Here is a 19,303-nt window from a genome sequence, read left to right on the forward strand (position 1 = left end):
GGACAAAAAGCTTCACTCGCGCACGGCGGTGACACGGCCGTCTGTGAGCGACAGCCTGAAGCCGGCGTCGGCGAGCCAGTCGGCGGCCGCGCCGTCGCCGTGGAGCAGGACCTCGGCGAGGTCGCTCGGCTCGTCGATGTCTGTCGCGAGTCGTCGGGAGTCGATTTCTGCGAGGTCGGCCGCCACGTCGCGGGCGATTCGGCGGTGGTCGCGGATCGACGCGCCGTGGTAGTCCACGCAGAAGTCGGGGTGACGACAGACGAAGGCGTTCGTCCCGCCGCCCAGCCCCGGGGCGAGCACCACGTCGCCGTCGGCCGTCACCAGCCGGTCGACGCTCTCGGGCGTCGCGAGCGGCAGGTCGGCCATGACGATCGCGAGCGTCCCGCCGGACTCGGAGACGGTCGACGCGAGCAGATCGTTGACCAGTGCATCCAGTCCTCGGTCGTCGACGGTGACCGGCGCGTCGCAGTCGACCGGGGCCGTCGAGACGACCTCCGGTTCGAGGTCAGCGCCGGTCAGCGCGTCCAGCACGTCGGCGAGCATGGCCTCGGTGAATCCGCGACGCTCGTGGAGCGTGAGAACAGAGGCGAGACGCGTTTTCGGGTCGGACCCCGAGACGGGGACGACGACGCGCATTACAGCTTGCTGTAGTCGTCGCCGCTCATCTGGGTGTAGACGTAGTAGCCGCCGCCCGCGAGCAGCAGGAGGACGACGAGTGCGCCGCCGACCATGAGCAGCGTTCGCTGGGTCTGGGCGCTCTGCTGGGCCTGCTCGGCCACGCCCTGTGCCTGGCCGGCGAGGTCCTGTGCGTTCTGGAAGTTCCCGTTCTCGTAGGAGGAGATTGCGCTCTGGACGAGCGCCTGGGCGTCTTCGTTCCCGCCGGCCTCGTCGATCGCGAGCTGTGCGTCGTCGATGGCCTGTCGCGCCGCGCGGCTCTCCTCGGTGTAGTGGTGGGCGGTGTCGTTGCGGAACTCGGCTTCGTTGTTCCCGGTCACGCGGCTCAGCGTCGCGACCTGGTAACTCTGTGCCGGCTCGTACGTGTAGTTCCCGACGGCGGGCGTCGTTCCCGTCAGCTCAACGCGGACCTGATCCCCGTTGTTGCCGATGTTGAGGCCCTGTTCGAAGGACTGGGAGCCGTAGGTCTCCTGACTGACCTGATTGCCCGCGCGCAGGACGGTGACCGTCCAGCTGATGTTCTGGAGTTCGGTCTCGCCCGTCAGCGTCCACTCGTCGGGCGCGTCGGTGAACGGGTCGTCGATAGTGTACGTGACGGTGACCTCCTCGTCGACGGCCGATTCGGACGGCACACCCTCAGCAGAGACAGAAAACGCGCTGGCTGTGCCGGCGAAGGCGAGCAACACGACGACACAGAGCAACGTCGCGGTTCGCTTAGAACAGCGGATCGAGTTCATCTTCGTCGTCTTCGACCAAGTCCTCCAAGTTATCTTCGCTTTGGCTCCGGATGTCGTCGATGTTGTCCTGGGCCTCGATCGCGACCTGCTGTAGCTCCTTGATTCGCGGGACGTTGTGGACGCCGGCGAGCAGGATCGACGCGGCAACTTTCGGGGCGTTGGTCGGGTAGTCCCCGCCGCGGACCTCCATCGAACCGGTCTGCTCCTCGAGCCACTTGCGCCCGCGCTCGATTCCCTTCCGGTTCAGGTGCTCCGGCGGCCCGGCCATCACGAGCAGGGCGCGCTCCGCGCCCTCGATCTCGCAGGGGAGCGTCAGTCGGCCGAGCGCGGCCTTCCTGACGAGTGACGTGATCCGGTTGGTCGTGTTCGCCGTGTCCATGCCGTCGTCGGTGCTGCCGTCGCCGCCCTTGAATCGGGAGAGGAGTCCACCGCTCGAAGACACTTCGACGTCCTCGGAGGCGTAGCCGACTGTGGAGACGCCGCCGCCGTCGAGCGTGTTGATGATCTCGGAGGAGTCGACGACGCTCTCTGCGACGTTGTCGCCGGCCTCGACCTCACCGGCCCCGAACAGCACGCCGAACCGGCGGACGATCTCCTCGTTGATGTGGTCGTAGCCGCCCTCGACGGACTCGCCCGTCTGTCGCCAGGCGTCGTTGTCGAACACCATCAGGTTGTCCACCTCGCGCACGAAGGTCTGGAACGAACGGGCGGCGTTCAGCGTGTAGATACCGCCTTCGTCGCTGCCGGGCAGGACGCCGAGCCCGTACACCGGCTCCGTGTAGATGCGCTTGAGGTGCTTCGCGACCACCGGCGAGCCGCCGGACCCGGTCCCGCCGCCGAGGCCGGCGACGATGAGGAAGGCGTCCACTTCGTGGACGGGGATGTTGTCGATCGCACCCTGCACCTCGTCGATGTCTTCCTCGGCGATCTCCGCGCCGAGTTCGTTGTCTGCGCCCACGCCGTGGCCCTTGACGCGGGCCTGGCCGATGAGCACTCGATTCTCTTCCGGAATGTGTTCTAGCCCAAGCAGGTCTGCTTTTGCTGTGTTGACTGCAACAGCAGAGCGGACGATTCCCGAGCCGGTTTCCCTGTCGTACTCGAGGAACTTGTCCACAATTTTACCACCGGCCTGCCCGAAGCCGATCATCGCGAGTTTCATAATCTAGTTCTCCGCTTAAGGGGTCAAAGAGCGATGGCGAGCATAAGTGTTTTGCCCAAGTTTCATATGCGAGATTTCGAACTGGAAATAAATGCATACTGATAGTAAGCAGTGGCTAACGCTCGTTTCCGGCAGTTATCTCTGATTCCTCTCTGGCCTGAATTATCAGACGATAGTAACAAACCACTACTGAGTCTGGGAAGCTATCGAGATGAGCGAACCAGCAACTCGGTTCGATGCAAGCGACGCCCCGCTAGAGACAGTTATCTCGGGTCGACTGTCGCCCGGTCGCTACTGGTCCAGTCCGAGGTACGATCGGAAGGTCTTCATCGACGACGGGTCGCGCCCGAACACCGCCGCGTCGTTGTCTCGGGGGACGTTCTCGAAATCGAGCCCCTCGTACTGATCGCTCCCCATCGGGAACCCGAGCAGGCCGAGCACTGGCAGTCCGATCTTCGCGAGCGGCATCGGCAGCGGGACGATGGTGATGGACTTCCCCTCGCTCTCGAAGACGAGTTCAGTCGACTCTCGCAGGCTCAGTATCTCGGGACCGCCGATTTCGTACGTCTTCCCGACGTGTTCGTCGTCCTCGAGCGCGTCGGCGAGCATCGGGGTGAAATCCTCGATCCAGATGAGTTGGAAGTGAGCTTTCCGACCGCCGCCAGGGAGCGGATACAGGGGGACGCCCGGTGCGAAGATCTGCTTGAGGCGCTTGACGAAGTAGGTGAACTCGTCGCCGTCGCCGAAGACGATGGATGGTCGGAAGATGATCCAATCGAGGTCGGAGCTCCTGACCACTTCCTCCGCCTTCCCCTTCGCGCGGAGGTAGTGAGTCGCCCCGTCGGGATCGGCCGCGAGCGCGCTCATCTGGAGGTACCGGTCCACGCCGTGTTCTTCGGCCGCGCGGACGGCGTTCTCGGTCCCGCCCAGGTGGACCCTCTCGTGCATCTCGTTGCCGCCGTCGGGTTCGAACAGCGGGGTCAGGGCCGGGAGGAAGACCACGGCGTCTTTCCCCTCGAAGGCGCCCTCGATGCTCTCGTAATCCGTCACGTCGCCCGAAACCCGGTCGACGCTCGCCGGGAGGTCGGCGTCGTCCGGTGACCGGGAGAGGGCGGTGACGGCGTGCCCGCGGTCGTCGAGTTCGCGGCAGAGGTGCTGTCCGACGAATCCGGTCCCGCCGACGACGAGTACGTCCATGCCACTACGTAGGCCCGGTACAATCCTAAAGCTTGGGCGCAATCAGTGGGGCAATTCGCCCGCTGGTGGCGCAATTTCGCCCGGTCACGACCCTGACATGTCGGGTGATACGTGCCGCAGGCGGCCTGTCGGGGGGCTTACGTACCCCCCAGACAGATGGAGGCGTATGCTGGTCACGCTCGAAGGGCTGGACGGAAGCGGGAAGACCACCGCGTGGGAGCGCCTCCGAGCCGACGACGCCGTGCCGTCGGACACCGTGTTCACACGCGAGCCGACCGATTCGTGGTACGGGGACGCCGTCCAGCGGTCTATCGACGACGACGACGCGGACTCGCTGGCGGAACTGTTCCTCTACACCGCCGACCACGCCGCCCACCTCTCTGACACCGTTCGCCCGGCGCTCTCGGACGGTCGCGTCGTCGTCTCCGACCGCTACAGCGACTCCCGGTTCGCCTACCAGGGCGCGACCCTCGCGTCGAGCGACCGGTTCGACGACCCGCTCCAGTTCGTCCGGGAGGTCCACGCGCCCTGGACGCGCCCGCCGGACCGGACCGTCTATCTCGACATCGACCCCGAGACCGCCGCACGGCGGAGCGGCGCGACGAACAAGTTCGAGACCGCCGACTACCTCGCCGACGTTCGGGACAACTACGAGCGACTCATGCGGGACGACCCCGACCGGTTCGTTCGCGTCGACGCGACCGCGGATCCAGAAACGGTCTACGAACGCGTCCGCGCGGCGGTGCTGGAGTGAGCGGTCGTCGACTTACTCCATCGTCGCCGGCAGGTCGACCTCGTCCGGCGAGGGCATCCAGAAGTAATCGAAGGTGATGCCGGTCGCCAGCGGGATGACGAGTGTAACGAGCACGACGGCCGCCGGGCTGCCGAGGTTCGCCCCCAGGCTGAACACGCCGCTCAGAAGCAGGACGATGACGAGCATGACGACCGGACAGAGCAACAGCGCGTAGACGAGGCTCCCCCACCGCGTGTTGAGTCGGACCCGGAAGAAGCGCGTCATGAGGGCCGTCACGGCACTGTTGACCAGCACGATGACGAGCAAGCCGGCGATACCGACGACGCTGACCATACCTGCGGTTGGTGGGCGAGCGCCTTTGCCGTGTCGGAACGCACCCGCCGGCGTCGACCGTGGGTCACTCCAGGCAGATGTAGGTCCGCGTGTCAGACACACCCTCCAGGTCCCGGACGTGGTTCGAGACCGACTGCATGATGTCGTAGACCTCCGTCCCGGTCGCCTCGGCGATGATGTCGTACTGGCCGGCGACGATGTGGGCCTCGGTGATGCCCTCAGACTCCCGGACCGCGGAGAGGAGTTCGTCGGATTTCCCGGCGGCGGTCTTGACCATGATGAACGCAGTGACCATATTGTGATATGTCGTCACATAACACGAAAAGGTTTCTGCCCGCGGACCTGCGGCGACCGGTCGCGTCCGTGCGGTCAGGACGTCCGGCGGTTCCGCCGGGGTGGGTACTTTTATTCACCCCCGTCCCATATGGCCGTGTATGCGATTCGTTATCGTGGGTGCAGGTCGTGTCGGATTGCGGACGGCTCGCGTCCTGCAAGAGAGCGGTCACGAGGTCGTCCTCATCGAGCGCGACGACAGCGCAGTCGAGCGGGCGCGTACCGCCGGGTTCGAGGTGATCGCCGGCGACGGGGCCATCGAAGACACGCTCGACGACGCGGATCTGGCGGCCGCCGACGCGGTCGGCGCGCTCACGGGCGACCTGAACGACAACTTCGTCGCGTGCATGATCGCAAAGGAGCACGGCTGTCGGACCGTCATGCGAATCGACGAAGACTACCGCGAGGAGATCTACCGGCGCTACGCCTCCGACGTCGACGAGATCATCTACCCCGAACGACTCGGCGCGATCGCCGCCAAGAACGCCCTGCTGGGGGGCAACATCCGCGCGGTCGCCGACATCGCGCAGAACCTCCAGCTCGTGGAGTTCACCATCCAGGAGACCTCGCCGATGCAGGGGTACTCGCTGTCGGAACTGGAACTCCCAGCCGACTCGCGGTTGCTCGCCCACGGCAAGGGCGAGGCCCCGCTCTCGATTCCCAATCCCGACGAAACGCTCGAGACCGGCGACAGAGTCGTGATCCTCGCGGACTTCGGAACGCTCGCTGACGTCCGCAGCATCGTCGTCGGCGAATCCGGCCGCGCGACTGCGCTTGGAGGTGCCTGATATGGTTACTGCATACGTCATGGTCAAAGCTCACACCGGAGACGCGGACCGCTTGCGAGACGAAATCGAGGCCGTCGCCGGCGTCGTCGAAGCCCACATCGTCGCTGGCGACGTCGACCTCATCGCGAAGGTCGAGGTCGAGACGCCCGCCGAAGTCAAGGACGTGGCGGCGACACACATCCAGGACATCGACGGCGTCGAGAACACCCAGACGTACATCGCGATGGACTGACCGCGCGCACGGATCGCCTTCTCTCGGGTCGGTTACAGGGGCGTGCCGCCGCGACTCCCCTCGCTCGCGCCGCTGCTCGCCGAGTTCAGAAGCTCCGCGACGACCCCGACGTAGTCGTAGCCGGGCACGATTCCCTCGACGTACGTCCCCTCGACGTACTCGACGAAGGTCTTCGCCACGTCCGCGGCCTGGCGCTCGCCGCCGAGGCTGAACCGGAACGTGACGACGATCTCGTCGCCATCTTCGGCCACTGCGTACTCGTCTAGGTCGACGGTCGTCCGGGTGGCCTTCGGCGCGTCTTCGAGTCGCCGCTCCAGCGTCTCGAACCAGCCGTCGGCGACGGCCTCGCCCACCTCGTCCTCGGTCGCGGCCTGTAGCGACGGCGCGCGGACCGTCACCTCGTAGTCTGTTCGCCACTCCTCGCCCTCGATCGCGGTCACGCGCCCGACGAAACTGGTCGTCTGCACGGCGTAGCCGTCGCCGTCCGCCTCGAACGCGTCGTGTCGGTCGAACGCCGCGGCAACGTCGTCTGGCACGTCGGTCATGGTTTCCCAGTAGGCCGGTTGGCTGGAAAAACGCATCGCGTTCCCCCGCTCCCCGACAATTCAGGTGGTATCAGACCCATACCACAGCGGCCACTCGGTAGCCTCCTGATACCACAGCGAATGTGCGATCCACAGATCGTTTGCCACAGTGTGTGGGTGGCGTGGTCGAACGGGCCGTCGGCCGGATTCCGTCTTTGCGCTCTCCGACGGTCTGTCTCGCTCCCACGACTGTGCCCGGTTCTGTGTCGGAGAAACCACGACTGGTGATTCTGTGCGACGCGAATTCGCGTCGCACACGGATGCGAGGGCTGGGATTCGAACCGGATCCAGACGGTCGCTCACGGTCGTTCGCGCTGCGACTGGCAGGGCTCGAATCCAGAGACGCACCCGCTGCTCGCGGGATCGCTCGCAGCAGGATGCGAGGGCTGGGATTCGAACCCAGGGACCCCTACGGGAGCGGGTCTTAAGCCCACCGCCTTTGGCCAGGCTCGGCTACCCTCGCGCGGTTCAAACTCTGCGGTGGCCCGGGAATGGTCCTTTCGATTCGCCCCTGATAACTCTCGGACATGTGTCTGTGGCCACATATTACCCAAATCTCCGATTAAGCGGCAGTATAAGCCCGGTGCATCCGGACTGGCCGAGATATAACGAGGAAACAACCTAGGCATTTATTACAACTACACTTCACGATGGCGCTGTGCTATATTGACAATGACCGCACCTGAAACTCCCTCACGAGAGAGCGTCTCACGACGAACCCTGCTGCGAGCCGTCGCGGGTGGTACCGCCGCGTCGCTGCTGGCCGGCTGTCAGGGATCGACGAACAGTGGCGAGGGCGGGACCAGCAACGGTGAGAGCGGCGGGTCGCGCCTCCGACTCGCCCAGGCGAAGTCGCCGGTGGAGTTCGACCCTATCGTCCTGAACGACGTCCCCTCCGACGAGGTGGCGATGATGCTCTTCGACCCGCTCTATGCCTACAACGAGTCGGGGACCGAGATCACGCCGGCGGTCGCCGCGGAGATGCCGACGGTCGAGCGGGGCGGCCAGCGCTGGATCGTCCCCCTGAACACCGACGTGACGTTCCAGAACGGGGAAACGGTCACCGCGGAGGACGTGAAACACACGTTCCTCGCGCCGGTCGAGGAGGAGACGGAGAACGCCGGCGAGGTCAACATGATCGACTCCGTGACGGTGGTCGACGAGTCCACGGTCCAGTTCGACCTCAAGTACCAGTTCGGGGCGTTCAAGCAGTACATGACGCGCGACATCGTCCCCAAGAGCGTTCGAACTGAGGACAGGGAGGCGTTCAACAAGGAGGACCCGGTCGGCTCGGGGCCGTTCAAACTCGAAAGCTGGGCGGAGGGCGAGTCCGTCGTCCTCTCGCGGTGGGACGACTACTGGGGCGACCCCATGCCGAACATCTCGACGCTCGAGTTCGTCCCCGTCGAGGAGCCGACGACCCGCATCACGACCCTCAAGAACGGGAAGAACGACATCGTCAAGAGCATCCCGCCGAAGTCCTGGCAGACCGTCGAGGGCATGGAGAACGCGGCGATCCAGTCGGCGCTGGGCATGAGCTACTTCTACCTCGCGTTCAACTGCAACGAGGGCCCGACCGCGGACCCCGCGGTGCGGAAGGCCATCGACCAGACGTTCTCGATGCAGACCGCCGTCGAGCGGTTCGTCCAGCCCTCGGGCGTCCGGGCCGTCTCGCCGATCCCGGAGACGCTGGCAGAGGCGTGGGAGTTCCCCGTCGACGAGTGGGGATCCATGGGTAGCGAGAAGGACGTGGACGCCGCGAAGGCGACGCTCGACGACAGCGACAACGTCCCGGACGACTGGCAGGCCACCATCATCGTCCCGCCGGACGACAAGCGCGAACAGATCGGCACCTCGGTCGCGAACGGCATCAAGGAGGCCGGGTACGGCGCGTCCGTCCAGCGCCTCGACTGGGGCGCGTTCCTCGATCGGTACGTCTCCGGCAAGTCGAGCGACTACAACATGTTCACGCTCGGCTGGTCCGGCTCGCCGGACCCGGACACGTTCATGTACTTCCTGTTCGCCCAGGAGCAGATCGGCGTCACGAACGGGACGTACTACCGCAACGACGAGGTGGACTCGGCCATCATGAACGCCAGACAGTCGACCGACCACGAGGAGCGCCGCGACCTGTACGTCTCGGCGGTCGAGACCATCCTCGAAGAGCGGCCGCACATCCCCGCCTACACGCTGAAAAACAGCTTCGGCGTCCGTAGCCGGGTCGAGGACTTCCTCGCACATCCCATCGACCAGTTCTCCATCGTCAGCGACTACAACAACGTCTCGGTCCAGTAGCTCGGGCCGAAGATCTATCGAACATGAGTCTCATACGCTATTCCACCAGACGCGTCCTGCAGGCAGTTCCCGTGCTCCTCGGCGTCGTCGCCATCACGTTCGCGCTCATCAACGCCGCGCCGAGCAACCCCGTCGAGATCATGCTCGGCCCGTCGCCCAACCAGGCCGCCGTCGAGACGCTCAAGGCGAAGTACGGCCTGGACCAGCCGATTCACATCCGGTTCTGGAAGTACCTCGTCAACCTCGTCCAGTTGGACATGGGCCGGAGCATCTACTACGACGCGCCCGTGACCGCGAAGATCGCCCAGCGGCTCCCGGCGACCCTGCTGTTGATGGGGTCGAGTTTCGCCTTCGCCATCGCGGCGGCGGTCCCGCTGGGGGTCATCTCGGCACATCGCCGAAACAAGCCGGCCGACCACCTCACCCGCATCGTCTCGCTCGTCGGCGTCAGCACCCCGTCGTTCTGGATCGGGCTCGTCCTCATCCTCGTCTTCTCGTTCCACCTCGGGATGTTGCCGGCGACGAACCTCGTGATGCCGTGGGCACCGCCCTCGGCCGTCACCGGCGCGAGCACCCGCCTCGGCGTCCTGTTCGTCGCGGGCGAGCATCTCCTCCTCCCGATGCTGTCGCTCGGGACGCTCCAGATGGCGGCGATCACGCGCATCGAGCGCTCGTCGATGCTCGAAGTACTGTCCGACGACTACGTTCGCCTCGCCCGCGCCTACGGGGTGAAAGAGAAAACCATCCTCCGCAAGCACGCGTTCCGGAACGCACAGCTTCCGGTCATCACCATCATCGGCCTCCAGTTGACGACGGCCATCGGCGGCGCGGTGCTGACCGAGACGGTATTCGAGATCAACGGAATGGGGCGGCTCATCGTGAGTTCGATCAGCAGACAGGACTTCCCGCTGGTGATGGGGACGACGCTCGTGTTCGCGTTCGTGTTCGTCGTCGGCGTCATCCTCACGGATATCTCGTACGCGTACGTCGACCCGCGGGTCTCGTACGGTGATCAGGAGTAACTATGGCTACGACACATTCAGATTCGGAGACGGTAGGGGGCGAGTCGGTCGAGGACTTCGACGAGTCGGAACAGTCCGTCGAGGCACGCGTGGGCTGGCGCTACACGCTCGCGCAGGTCCGCGAGGACCCGACGGCCTTCGGCGGCTTTCTGGTGATCGTCGCCGCCACCGCCGTCGCCGTCGTGACGACCATCGACGCCGTGGTTTTCGAGTACCTCGCGCAGTACCAGGTGTTCGCCCAGTTCGGCGTCGAGCAGTACTGGCTCGCCAAGACCGTCTGGATGAGCCCTATCCAGGAATCGGCCGACACGACGGCGCTGTTGCCCCCGGTCGGCATCGAGAACGCGTACGGACAGGGCACCTGGGCACACCCGCTCGGGACCGACAACCGCGGCCGCGACATCCTGTTGCGACTCATCTACGGCACGCGCATCGCCATCATGGTTGGCGTGCTCGCGACCGCCATCGGGCTGGTCGGCGGCATGCTCGTCGGCGCGGTGTCGGGCTACTACGGCGGCTGGGTCGACGACGTGCTGATGCGACTGGCCGAGACCCTGTACGCCATCCCGTTTCTCGTGCTCGTGCTCGCGTTCATCGCGGCCTTCGGGCGGAGCATCACGTTCGCGATGATCGGCGTCGGCGTCGCCTCCATCCCGAAGTTCGCCCGCCTCATCCGCTCGCGCGTCGTCAGCGTCCGCGAAGACGAGTACGTCGACGCGGCGCGGGCGGCCGGCGTACGCGACCGGAACATCATCCTCCGGCACGTCATCCCGAACAGTTTCGCGCCGGTCCTGGTCCAGGCGACCCTGCAGGTCGGCACGGCGATCATCATCATCGCCGGCCTCTCCTTCCTCGGGTTCGGCATCCAGCCGCCGACGCCGTCCTGGGGCCAGATGCTCTCTGTCTCCCGCGACCACATGATCGCCGACCCGTGGTTCAGCATCTGGCCGGGGCTGTGCATCCTGGTAACGGTGGTCGCGTTCAACATGTTCGGTGACGGCCTCAGAGACGCCCTCGACCCCCGACTCGACAACTGACAATGTCTAATCCACTCCTCCGCGTCGACGATCTGAAGGTACAGTTCTTCACCGAAGACGGCGTCGTCCGCGCCGTCGACGGCATCAGTTTCGACGTCCACGAGGGCGAACTGGTCGGCCTCGTGGGCGAGTCAGGGGCCGGCAAGAGCGTCGCCACCTCGGCGATCATGCGGCTCATCGAATCGCCGGGGAAAATCGTCGGCGGCCGCATCGAGTTCGACGGCGAGACGCTCGTCGAGGTCGAGACCGACCCCGACGGCGACCCGTACCGGACCGAGGCCACGATGCCGGACGGTGAACTCCGCGAGCGCATCCGCGGTCGGGAGATCGCCATCATCTTCCAGGACCCGATGGAGTCGCTCAACCCGGTGTTCACCGTCGGGGGTCAGCTCCGGGAGTTCATCGAGCTCAACCGCGACCTCTCCGAGCGCGAGGCCCGCGAAGAGGCGGTGTCGATGCTCCGGGAGGTCGGCATCCCCGAGCCCGAGGCCCGCTACGGCGACTACCCCCACCAGTTCTCCGGCGGGATGCGCCAGCGGGTCCTCATCGCGATGGCGCTGGCCTGCGAGCCGTCGCTCATCATCGCCGACGAGCCGACCACGGCGCTGGACGTGACCGTCGAGGCGCAGATACTCGACCTCGTCGAGGACCTCCAGGACCGCTACGGGACCAGTTTCCTCTGGGTGACCCACGACATGGGCGTCGTCGCCGAGATCTGCGACCGCGTGAACGTGATGTACCTCGGCGAGATCGTGGAGCAGGCCCCGGTCGACGACCTGTTCTACGACACGAAACATCCCTACACGGCGGCGCTGCTCGACTCCGTCCCGCGGCCCGACCAGACGGTCGAGGAACTGAACCCCATCAGAGGGGTGATGCCTGAGGCCATCGACCCGCCCGCCGGCTGTCGGTTCCACACGCGCTGTCCCGAGGCCCGCGAGGCCTGCAAGACGACGAACCCCGACTGCCGGGACGTGGGCGACGGCGACCAGCCACACCGGGCCGCCTGCATCAAACACGACGCCTTCGAGACGGCTTACAACGGCTCGCCGCCGCTTGACGCGGCCGCCCAGCAGGGGTTCGACGTGTCGCTCTCGGGCGGTGAGACCGATGACTGAGCGCGCCGCGGCGGCCGCCGAGGGCGTCGACGCCGTCGGCTTCGGCGACCCGCTCGTGGAGATCGAGAACGTCAGCAAGTACTTCCCGACCGACGAGGGCCTGTTCTCCTGGCTCTCCGTCGACCGGGACGCGGACGGCCTGCCGATAGAGACCGGACGCGAGTGGGTCAAGGCGGTCGAGGACGTCTCGTTCACCATCCGTAAAGGCGAGACGCTCGGGCTGGTCGGCGAGTCCGGCTGTGGCAAGAGCACGCTCGCCCGGACGATCATCCGCCTGCTGGAGCCGACCGAGGGCAGCATCTACTTCAAGGGCCGCGACCTCGCCGACCTCTCCGGCGAGGACCTCCGCAACACCCGCAAAGACGTCCAGATGATCTTCCAGGACCCCCAGTCCTCGCTCGACCCGCGGATGAAGGTCGGGAAGATCGTCGAGGAACCGATGCAGGCCCACGGGATGCTCGACGCGGAGGGGCGGGCGGCCCGGGCGCAGGAACTGCTGGAGAAGGTCGGGCTCGACCCGCAGCACTACAACCGCTACCCGCACGCCTTCTCCGGCGGCCAGCGCCAGCGCATCAACCTCGCACGGGCGCTGTCGGTCAACCCCGACTTCGTCGTCTGTGACGAGCCGGTGAGCGCACTAGACGTGTCGATACAGGCGCAGGTGCTGAACACCATGCGTGACCTCCAGGAGGAGTTCGGGCTCACCTACCTGTTCATCGCCCACGACCTCTCGGTCATCAGGCACATCTCCGACCGCGTGGCGGTGATGTACCTCGGCCAGCTTGTCGAACTGGCCGACAAGCGAGAGCTGTTCGAGAACCCGAGCCACCCGTACACGCAGGCGCTGCTGGACTCGATTCCGGTTCCGGATCCGCGGGCAGACGGCCGCCGCGGCGTTCTGGAGGGCGACGTGCCCTCGCCGATTCAGCCGCCGTCGGGCTGTCGGTTCCGCACGCGCTGTCCGAAGCTCATCGCGCCCGCCGAGTACGACCTGTCCGACGAGGCGTGGGACAGCGTTCGAGCGTTCATGCGCCACGTGAAGCGCCGCGACTTCACGGAGACGGACCCCGACGCCATCCGCCGGCGGTACTTCGACGGGCGCGTTCCCGACGGCCCCGCCGGCGACGTGGTCTCGGCGGCCATCGACGACCTCGCGGCCGACGACTGGGACGCCGCGACAGAACGGCTCCAGGAAGCGTTCGCAGAACAGAGCGTCTGCGCGCAGGAGGAACCCGACTACGAGGTCGACCCCCAACACGGATCAGATCGCCACACGGTGGCCTGTCACCTCCACCAGGAGTGAGCGCCGCACGCCCCGGCGGCCGGCGCGCCCGGGCTACCAGTCGACCGACAGCGTGCCGTCGCCGTTGGGATCCGGCGCGATTTCCTCGTTCGTCCGGCGGTCGACGACGTGGATAATGCCGCGGTCTTTCTTCGCCGGGCAGGCCTCGGCGGCCGCGACGTTGTGCTCCAGATCCTCCTCGCCGAAGAAGTAGGTCTCGGGCCGGGCGATGCCGGTGTCGAGGTCGAGCGTCCAGTTGCGCGACTTCTCGGCGCACTTGCCCGCGCCGAAGCACTTGTTCGCCTCGAAGATGAGTTTGTAGGGCTTCTCGTCGACGGGCGGGGCGTCCTGCTCGCCGACCTCGCTCGGGTCGATCGGGTCGTCCGCGTCTGCCATTACCTCCGGTTCGCGCCGGACGGCCTTTCGATTGTCGGTCCCCGCCAGCCTCGCCCCGTCCTGCTCACTCGACGACCGAGACGGGGTCGCCGACTGCGAGGGTCTCCCCGCGGTCGGCCTCGGGGACGCGCGCGATGAGCATCAGCGTGTAGAAGTGGTCGAACGCGTCGCGGTCGGCCCACTCGGGGAACGTCTCCTCGCGGCGTTCGAGGAAGCGCGACCGGAACTCCGGCGTCTCCTCGCCGGTGTCGGGGTCGCGCTGGGGGACGACACAGCGGCCACAGGGGGTGACGCCCTCGATGCGGACGCCGCCGGCCTCGAACGCCGGCGCGTCGGCCCCGACGAAGCGGTCCTCCCAGAACGCCGGGACGCCGCCGACCTCGACGTTCGCCCGCATCCGACGGCGCAGTCCGTCGACGGTCACGTCGTCGAACCACCCGGCGACGGTTTCGAGCGTCGCGGTGCTGATGACCGACGGCCCCATCTCCCGGCGGTCGACGTAGCCCAGCGAGGCGTCGCGCTCGACGGTCAGGTCCACGTCGAAGAACGCGCCGAGCCAGTCGGCCGCCCGGTCGCGGCCCGCCGCCTCGCGGAGCGCGAACGATTTCCGCTCGTCGCCGTGCTCGACGGTCAGGGTCCCGTCAGCCGGGTCGTACGCGGTGTCGAGGTCGTGGACGCGGGCCGTCCGCTTGCCGTTGACGACCTCGCCCGCGTCGTCGAACAGCGCGAACTCGCGGTCGTGGGCGAGCGTGCCGCCCGGCCGGATCGATGCCGATTCGCAGTCCGTGCCGTCCAGCGCCTTGACGGGGTAGACGGTGAGTCGCTCGACGTGTGCCACTGTCTGGCCCTTCTCGCGCCGCCGTTATAGCCGTGCCCGATTCCGGCGTGCCCGTCGGGGGCGATACGGGTTTGAGCCTCCCGTCCGTATGACAGCCAATGGCACGGACCGCGGCCGTCGTCCTGGTGCTCGCCATCGCGGCTGCCGGCTGTACGGGGTTCGTCGGCGAGGACGTGGAGCCGGTCACTCCCGCTCCGGTTCCGACGCCGGGAGCGGCCTCTCCGCCCGGCGTGAGCGAGGACGGCGTGAACGCAGCAGCGCTCGGCAGCGCCCACGCACGCACGCTCGCGACGCGGAACTACACGGTGGTCCACCGCCAGCGGGTCACCGACCGCAACGGCACGCTCCTCCGGCGGTCGAACCACACCCGCTGGGTGGCGCGAAACGCCACGGAGTACGCGGGTCGCTTCAATCAGACCAGCCGGGCCGTCCGCTCGCGGACCGCCCGCTTCGACTACTGGACGAACGGGTCCGTCGTCGCCGTCCGGTACGACGAGCGGGTCAATCGGCCCCAGATCGTCCGATGGGAGGTCCAGGAGGCCGGTCCCGTGGCCGATCTCCCCGACAGACGGACGATCCAGGGCGTCGCCGGTGCTGTCGACCTGTCCGTCGCCGAGCGGCGGGCGAGCGGCGACGTACTCCTCGTCGGCCACCGCTTCGTCCGCCCCGATCGACTGGTGACGCCGCTGTTCATCGACAATCCGACGAACGTCTCCGCCCAGTTGCGCGTCAGCCAGGACGGGACCGTCGAGGCGCTACGGCTGGTGTTCGACGCCGAGCGAGGCCGGGAGTCGGTTCGCGTCACGCAGGACATCCGCGTGCGTAACGTCGGGTCGACGACGGTTTCGCGGCCGGTCTGGGTCGCGAACGCGTCACAGCGGTCCGTCTGACGGTCGCAAATCGGGCCAGAGTCTCGTTCTTCAGGCCGTGAGGCGACCGATAGCGGGCAGAACGCGCTGGTACCCGAGGAGGTAGACGCCGGCGTACAGCAAAACGAGCCCCATGTAGAGCTCCCAGAGGCCGAACGCGGAGACGCCGCCCGACAGGTCGCTGATGGCGGCCTGTTCGGTGAGGGTGCCGACGGCGGTGAACGCGGTCGCGAGCAGCACCGATAGTACCAGTTCGAGCAGTTCCGGCAGCGTTTCTGAGCCCACCATTGCTGCGAGAGAGCAGCACAAACGCGGTTGTAGCTCTTTCGGTTCGAGTGGAAAGCGCTTAGTGAACGAGCGCGAATCCCCGCACATGGCGCAGAACTGGAACGCCGACTACGCGACGCTGGCGAAGCGAGGGTTCATGCTCGGTGCTGGACTGTTCCTGCTCGCCGCCGCCGTCGAGATCGGCGGCCACGCCGTCGGAACGATCCCCGCGTGGGGTAACACGCTGTTGATCGACATGGAGATCATCGGTCTCGCGATCGGACTGCTCTCACCGCTGATTTTCGGCGTAGTCCTTCCGCTGACGGAGTGACGAAAGCGGAAAACGGCAGTCAGGTACGGGCGTGTCAAAGCGAGCCTGCATAGTCTGCGGTCAGTCGCGGGGGCACCTGTCGCCCGCGAACCGTTCGAGCGTCCGTCGAGGACGCTCGAATCGCGTTACGCCAGTTTCTCTATGTTCTGGCGGCTCTGCCGCCAGAGTACGAGCGGCTCTCTACGAGAGTCGCTCGATGTTCTCGACGATCTTGTCGGCGAACTCGCTGGTGGCGAGCTTGTTGCCACCTTCGATCTGGCGCTCCAGGTCGTAGGTCACGTCGCCCGAGGAGATGGTCTCCTCGACGGCGTCGCGGACGAGTTGGCCGGCGTCCTTCCAGCCCATGTACTCGAGCATGAGTCGGCCGGAGAGGATCATCGCGGTCGGGTTGACCTTGTCCTCGCCGGCGTACTTCGGCGCGGAGCCGTGGACCGGTTCGGCGAGACAGCGGGCCGAGCCGAAGTTTGCACCGGGGGCGATGCCGAGGCCGCCGATCTGTGCGCCGGCGGCGTCGGACATGTAGTCGCCGTTGAGGTTCATCGTCGCGATGACGTCGTACTCGTCGGTGCGGGTCAGGAGCTGCTGGAGCATGTTGTCGGCGATGCGGTCGTTGACGACCAGCGCGTCTTCGGGCGCTTCACCGTCGTACTCGTCCCACAGCTCGTCCTCGGTGATGACGTTCTCGCCGTACTCCTCTTCGGCCACCTCGTAGCCCCAGTCACGGAAGGCACCCTCGGTGAACTTCATGATGTTGCCCTTGTGGACCAGCGTGACGCTGTCGCGGTCCTCTTCGAGGGCGTAGTCGATGGCCTCGCGGACGAGGCGCTTGGTCCCGAACTCGGTGATCGGCTTGACGCCGATGCCGACCGGGCCGTCGTGGATGGTGCTGTCGAAGCCCATCTCGTCTTCGACGAACTCCTTGACCTCCTCGACCTCGTCGGTGCCGGCCTCCCACTCGATGCCGGCGTAGACGTCCTCGGTGTTCTCCCGGAACGTGACCATGTCCATCTCCTCGGGGTCCTTGACGGGAGACGGGACGCCCTCGATGTGGTAGGTCGGGCGGACGTTCGCGTAGAGGTCGAGCGTCTTGCGGAGCGCGACGTTCAGCGATCGGAAACCGGCTCCGACGGGCGTCGTCAGCGGGCCCTTGATGGCGACGTTGAACTCCTTGATGGCCTCGACGGTGTCGTCGGGCAGGTTCTCGTCGTACTTGTCACGGGCAGACTGGCCGGCGTAGACGCGCATCCACGAGATGTCGCGGCCGGTGGCGTTGGCGGCGGCCTCCAGAACCTTCTGGGCTGCCGGGCCGACGTCGGTACCGATACCGTCCCCGTGGATGATGGGGATGATCGGATTCTCCGGCACCTCGAGTTCGTTGTCGTCTGTGACCTGAATCTGCTGGCCCTCGTCGGGCACCTCCACTTTGTCGTAGTCGTAGCCCATATTCCGCCCATCGATAGTCGCCCCTAAAGGATTGCCGCTTTGCGCATCCTTTGGTAACAACCCTCATTAATAATCACCACGTTAGTGTTTTTGGGACAGATAGCGACTGTGTCGGCTGTTTTCGAGGGGCGGACCGAACCGGCCAGTGACCGATTTCGACTGCGGTCGGACGGCATTTCGACGGTGGTCGCACGCCGATTCGGTCGTCGGTTGGACCAGCGACTCCGGCCGGACGCCAGAGGGAAACCCCTTTGCCCGAAAGCGACGAACCGGCGTGCATGACCGACGTGGACCTCGACGGCGAGCAGTACGAGAAGTGTCGCGAAGCGGGCGAGATACTCGCGCAGGTACGCGAGGAGGCCGCCGAACGCGTCGAGGTGGGCGTGTCCCACCTCGAGGTCGCCGAGTGGGCCGAGGACAAGATCCGGGAACTGGGCGGTAAGCCCGCTTTCCCGGTGAACATCTCCATCGACGAGGAAGCGGCCCACGCCACGCCCGAGCGCGACGACGAGGCCACCTTCGGCGAGGAGATGATCAACCTCGACATCGGCGTCCACGTCGACGGATGGCTGGCCGACACCGCCGTGACGGTCGACCTTTCCGGCCAGGACGAACTCGCAGAGGCCCCGGCGGAAGCGCTCGAGGCCGCGCTCGAAGTGGCCGGTCCCGGCGTCGACGTTGGGCGAATCGGTGCGGCCGTCGAGGAGGTCATCGAGGGCTACGGCTACAACCCCGTCGTGAACCTCACGGGCCACGGTCTGGGCCACTGGGAACAGCACACCGCGCCGAACATTCCGAACCGGGAGGTCGCCCAGGGCGCGACGCTGAACGTCGGCGACGTGGTCGCCATCGAACCGTTCGCGACCGACGGCCGCGGGAAGGTCCAGGAGGGCTCGTCCGAGGAGATCTTCGCGCTCGAACGGGAGGGGAGTGTCCGGAATCGACAGGCTCGGCAGGTTCTCGAACAGATCACCGAGGAGTATCGGACCCTGCCCTTCGCCGCCCGCTGGCTGGACTCGCCCCGGGCGGAGATGGCGCTCCGTCGCCTGAAACAGCAGGACATCGTCCACGGCTACCCCGTCCTCAAGGAGCAGGACGGGGCCTACGTCAGCCAGAAGGAACACACCGTCATCATCACCGAGGACGGCTGCGAAGTGACGACCAGATCGCGGTAAGGCCGCACGGAAGGGCGCGTCCGCTGCCGGAATAGGCCGACGACCTGTTCGCTCGACGGACGATTGCGACACCGCCTGTGCAGCGGCTGTATGGAGTGAAATGGGGGGTGTGTGGGCCGCGAGGTTATTCACCACGCGGCGTATCGAAATGGGGTGTGTGGAAATTGGGGGTGTGTGGGCCACGCAGTCCACGACCGCGTGGCGTACTGAAATGGGGGTGGGGGTGGTGTGGGATGGTCAGGCGTTGTTCATCCGCGTGCTCGTCGTGGTGCCACAGACCTGGCACTCGCTGACCCGGTACGGTTCGCGGGAAAATTCCGCGTTCTCGGGTTCGGTGCTCTCCGTCTGAATCTGGACACGGACCGCGTGGGGTGTCTCTCTGTCACACGTTGAACACGCTTCGGCCATGTCGACGCCGTCGTTAGTCGCTGCCATCCC

At 66.4% G+C, this 19,303-nt stretch carries 23 protein-coding genes and 1 tRNA gene; 11 read left to right on the forward strand and 13 right to left on the reverse strand.

What is annotated here, in order from left to right; all coding sequences use genetic code 11:
• Positions 1 to 12 precede the first annotated feature (12 nt).
• From cofC to ACOZ4I_RS02630, 4 genes are all read right to left on the reverse strand, one after another.
• On the reverse strand, positions 13 to 636 hold the full coding sequence (cofC, locus tag ACOZ4I_RS02615; protein ID WP_424002738.1) for a 2-phospho-L-lactate guanylyltransferase: 624 nt from the start codon (positions 634 to 636) through the stop codon (positions 13 to 15).
• Positions 636 to 1,412 carry a hypothetical protein gene (locus ACOZ4I_RS02620; protein WP_424002740.1) on the reverse strand — a complete coding sequence of 259 codons (777 nt, stop codon included), beginning with the start codon at positions 1,410 to 1,412 and terminating at the stop codon, positions 636 to 638. Before ACOZ4I_RS02620 ends, cofC begins: the two co-directional genes overlap by 1 nt.
• Positions 1,390 to 2,571 (reverse strand): tubulin/FtsZ family protein, encoded by a 1,182-nt coding sequence (locus ACOZ4I_RS02625; RefSeq protein WP_424002742.1) that lies wholly within the window; start codon positions 2,569 to 2,571, stop codon positions 1,390 to 1,392. The genes ACOZ4I_RS02620 and ACOZ4I_RS02625 overlap by 23 nt, the downstream gene beginning before the upstream one ends.
• A 291-nt stretch (positions 2,572 to 2,862) precedes the next feature.
• The gene (locus ACOZ4I_RS02630) at positions 2,863 to 3,768 is read right to left on the reverse strand and encodes a complex I NDUFA9 subunit family protein (RefSeq protein WP_424002744.1); all 906 of its coding nucleotides are present in this window, start codon (positions 3,766 to 3,768) and stop codon (positions 2,863 to 2,865) included.
• Between the two features lie 166 nt (positions 3,769 to 3,934).
• Here ACOZ4I_RS02630 and tmk point away from each other — a divergent pair, with 166 nt between their 5' ends.
• Positions 3,935 to 4,522, forward strand: coding sequence for a dTMP kinase (gene tmk, locus ACOZ4I_RS02635; protein ID WP_424002746.1), 588 nt, complete (start codon positions 3,935 to 3,937; stop codon positions 4,520 to 4,522).
• A 12-nt stretch (positions 4,523 to 4,534) separates the two neighbouring features.
• On the opposite strand, the gene ACOZ4I_RS02640 is transcribed toward tmk, so the two are convergent.
• Positions 4,535 to 4,855: a hypothetical protein gene (locus tag ACOZ4I_RS02640; RefSeq protein ID WP_424002748.1), complete on the reverse strand. Its 321-nt coding sequence runs from the start codon at positions 4,853 to 4,855 to the stop codon at positions 4,535 to 4,537.
• Between the two features lie 64 nt (positions 4,856 to 4,919).
• Positions 4,920 to 5,150: an Lrp/AsnC family transcriptional regulator gene (locus ACOZ4I_RS02645; RefSeq protein ID WP_424002750.1), complete on the reverse strand. Its 231-nt coding sequence runs from the start codon at positions 5,148 to 5,150 to the stop codon at positions 4,920 to 4,922.
• A gap of 139 nt (positions 5,151 to 5,289) precedes the next feature.
• Between ACOZ4I_RS02645 and ACOZ4I_RS02650 the strand changes: the two genes are divergently transcribed.
• Positions 5,290 to 5,976 (forward strand): potassium channel family protein, encoded by a 687-nt coding sequence (locus tag ACOZ4I_RS02650; protein WP_424002752.1) that lies wholly within the window; start codon positions 5,290 to 5,292, stop codon positions 5,974 to 5,976.
• A 1-nt stretch (position 5,977) separates the two neighbouring features.
• Positions 5,978 to 6,208: an Lrp/AsnC family transcriptional regulator gene (locus ACOZ4I_RS02655; protein ID WP_424002754.1), complete on the forward strand. Its 231-nt coding sequence runs from the start codon at positions 5,978 to 5,980 to the stop codon at positions 6,206 to 6,208.
• 32 nt (positions 6,209 to 6,240) lie between these two features.
• Here the strand turns inward: ACOZ4I_RS02655 and ACOZ4I_RS02660 are convergent, their stop codons facing one another.
• Positions 6,241 to 6,753: a DUF5813 family protein gene (locus ACOZ4I_RS02660; protein WP_424002756.1), complete on the reverse strand. Its 513-nt coding sequence runs from the start codon at positions 6,751 to 6,753 to the stop codon at positions 6,241 to 6,243.
• Between the two features lie 417 nt (positions 6,754 to 7,170).
• Positions 7,171 to 7,255: transfer RNA gene (locus ACOZ4I_RS02665), tRNA-Leu, on the reverse strand.
• Positions 7,256 to 7,464: 209 nt separating this feature from the next.
• Here ACOZ4I_RS02665 and ACOZ4I_RS02670 point away from each other — a divergent pair.
• Genes ACOZ4I_RS02670 through ACOZ4I_RS02690 form a run of 5 tightly spaced genes read left to right on the forward strand, consistent with a single transcriptional unit; the run spans position 7,465 to position 13,567 of the window.
• Positions 7,465 to 9,087, forward strand: coding sequence for an ABC transporter substrate-binding protein (locus ACOZ4I_RS02670; RefSeq protein ID WP_424002758.1), 1,623 nt, complete (start codon positions 7,465 to 7,467; stop codon positions 9,085 to 9,087).
• Between the two features lie 23 nt (positions 9,088 to 9,110).
• Complete coding sequence (locus ACOZ4I_RS02675) at positions 9,111 to 10,109, forward strand: ABC transporter permease (RefSeq protein ID WP_424002760.1); 999 nt, start codon at positions 9,111 to 9,113, stop codon at positions 10,107 to 10,109.
• A 2-nt stretch (positions 10,110 to 10,111) separates the two neighbouring features.
• Entirely contained in the window at positions 10,112 to 11,146 is a 1,035-nt protein-coding gene (locus tag ACOZ4I_RS02680; protein ID WP_424002762.1) for an ABC transporter permease, read from the forward strand.
• Between the two features lie 2 nt (positions 11,147 to 11,148).
• Entirely contained in the window at positions 11,149 to 12,264 is a 1,116-nt protein-coding gene (locus ACOZ4I_RS02685; RefSeq protein ID WP_424002764.1) for an ABC transporter ATP-binding protein, read from the forward strand.
• On the forward strand, positions 12,257 to 13,567 hold the full coding sequence (locus ACOZ4I_RS02690) for an ABC transporter ATP-binding protein (RefSeq protein WP_424002766.1): 1,311 nt from the start codon (positions 12,257 to 12,259) through the stop codon (positions 13,565 to 13,567). Before ACOZ4I_RS02685 ends, ACOZ4I_RS02690 begins: the two co-directional genes overlap by 8 nt.
• A 33-nt stretch (positions 13,568 to 13,600) precedes the next feature.
• Here ACOZ4I_RS02690 and ACOZ4I_RS02695 read toward each other — a convergent pair whose 3' ends face one another.
• On the reverse strand, positions 13,601 to 13,942 hold the full coding sequence (locus tag ACOZ4I_RS02695) for a ferredoxin (protein WP_424002768.1): 342 nt from the start codon (positions 13,940 to 13,942) through the stop codon (positions 13,601 to 13,603).
• A gap of 64 nt (positions 13,943 to 14,006) precedes the next feature.
• The gene (locus ACOZ4I_RS02700; protein ID WP_424002770.1) at positions 14,007 to 14,780 is read right to left on the reverse strand and encodes an MOSC domain-containing protein; all 774 of its coding nucleotides are present in this window, start codon (positions 14,778 to 14,780) and stop codon (positions 14,007 to 14,009) included.
• A gap of 98 nt (positions 14,781 to 14,878) precedes the next feature.
• On the opposite strand from ACOZ4I_RS02700, the gene ACOZ4I_RS02705 reads away from it, so the two are divergent.
• Positions 14,879 to 15,670 (forward strand): hypothetical protein, encoded by a 792-nt coding sequence (locus ACOZ4I_RS02705; protein WP_424002772.1) that lies wholly within the window; start codon positions 14,879 to 14,881, stop codon positions 15,668 to 15,670.
• Between the two features lie 30 nt (positions 15,671 to 15,700).
• On the opposite strand, the gene ACOZ4I_RS02710 is transcribed toward ACOZ4I_RS02705, so the two are convergent.
• Positions 15,701 to 15,937, reverse strand: coding sequence for a hypothetical protein (locus ACOZ4I_RS02710; protein ID WP_424002774.1), 237 nt, complete (start codon positions 15,935 to 15,937; stop codon positions 15,701 to 15,703).
• Between the two features lie 85 nt (positions 15,938 to 16,022).
• On the opposite strand from ACOZ4I_RS02710, the gene ACOZ4I_RS02715 reads away from it, so the two are divergent.
• On the forward strand, positions 16,023 to 16,247 hold the full coding sequence (locus ACOZ4I_RS02715) for a hypothetical protein (RefSeq protein WP_424002776.1): 225 nt from the start codon (positions 16,023 to 16,025) through the stop codon (positions 16,245 to 16,247).
• A 180-nt stretch (positions 16,248 to 16,427) separates the two neighbouring features.
• Here the strand turns inward: ACOZ4I_RS02715 and icd are convergent, their stop codons facing one another.
• A complete protein-coding gene (gene icd, locus ACOZ4I_RS02720) occupies positions 16,428 to 17,690 on the reverse strand; it encodes an isocitrate dehydrogenase (NADP(+)) (RefSeq protein WP_424002778.1) in 1,263 nt (420 codons plus the stop codon).
• A 278-nt stretch (positions 17,691 to 17,968) separates the two neighbouring features.
• Here icd and map point away from each other — a divergent pair, with 278 nt between their 5' ends.
• Complete coding sequence (map, locus tag ACOZ4I_RS02725; protein ID WP_424002780.1) at positions 17,969 to 18,865, forward strand: type II methionyl aminopeptidase; 897 nt, start codon at positions 17,969 to 17,971, stop codon at positions 18,863 to 18,865.
• 237 nt (positions 18,866 to 19,102) lie between these two features.
• Here the strand turns inward: map and ACOZ4I_RS02730 are convergent, their stop codons facing one another.
• The gene (locus ACOZ4I_RS02730) at positions 19,103 to 19,300 is read right to left on the reverse strand and encodes a hypothetical protein (RefSeq protein ID WP_424002782.1); all 198 of its coding nucleotides are present in this window, start codon (positions 19,298 to 19,300) and stop codon (positions 19,103 to 19,105) included.
• Positions 19,301 to 19,303: the final 3 nt, after the last annotated feature.

Source organism: Haloarcula salina (genome assembly GCF_049603855.1).
Classification (GTDB): domain Archaea; phylum Halobacteriota; class Halobacteria; order Halobacteriales; family Haloarculaceae; genus Haloarcula; species Haloarcula salina_A.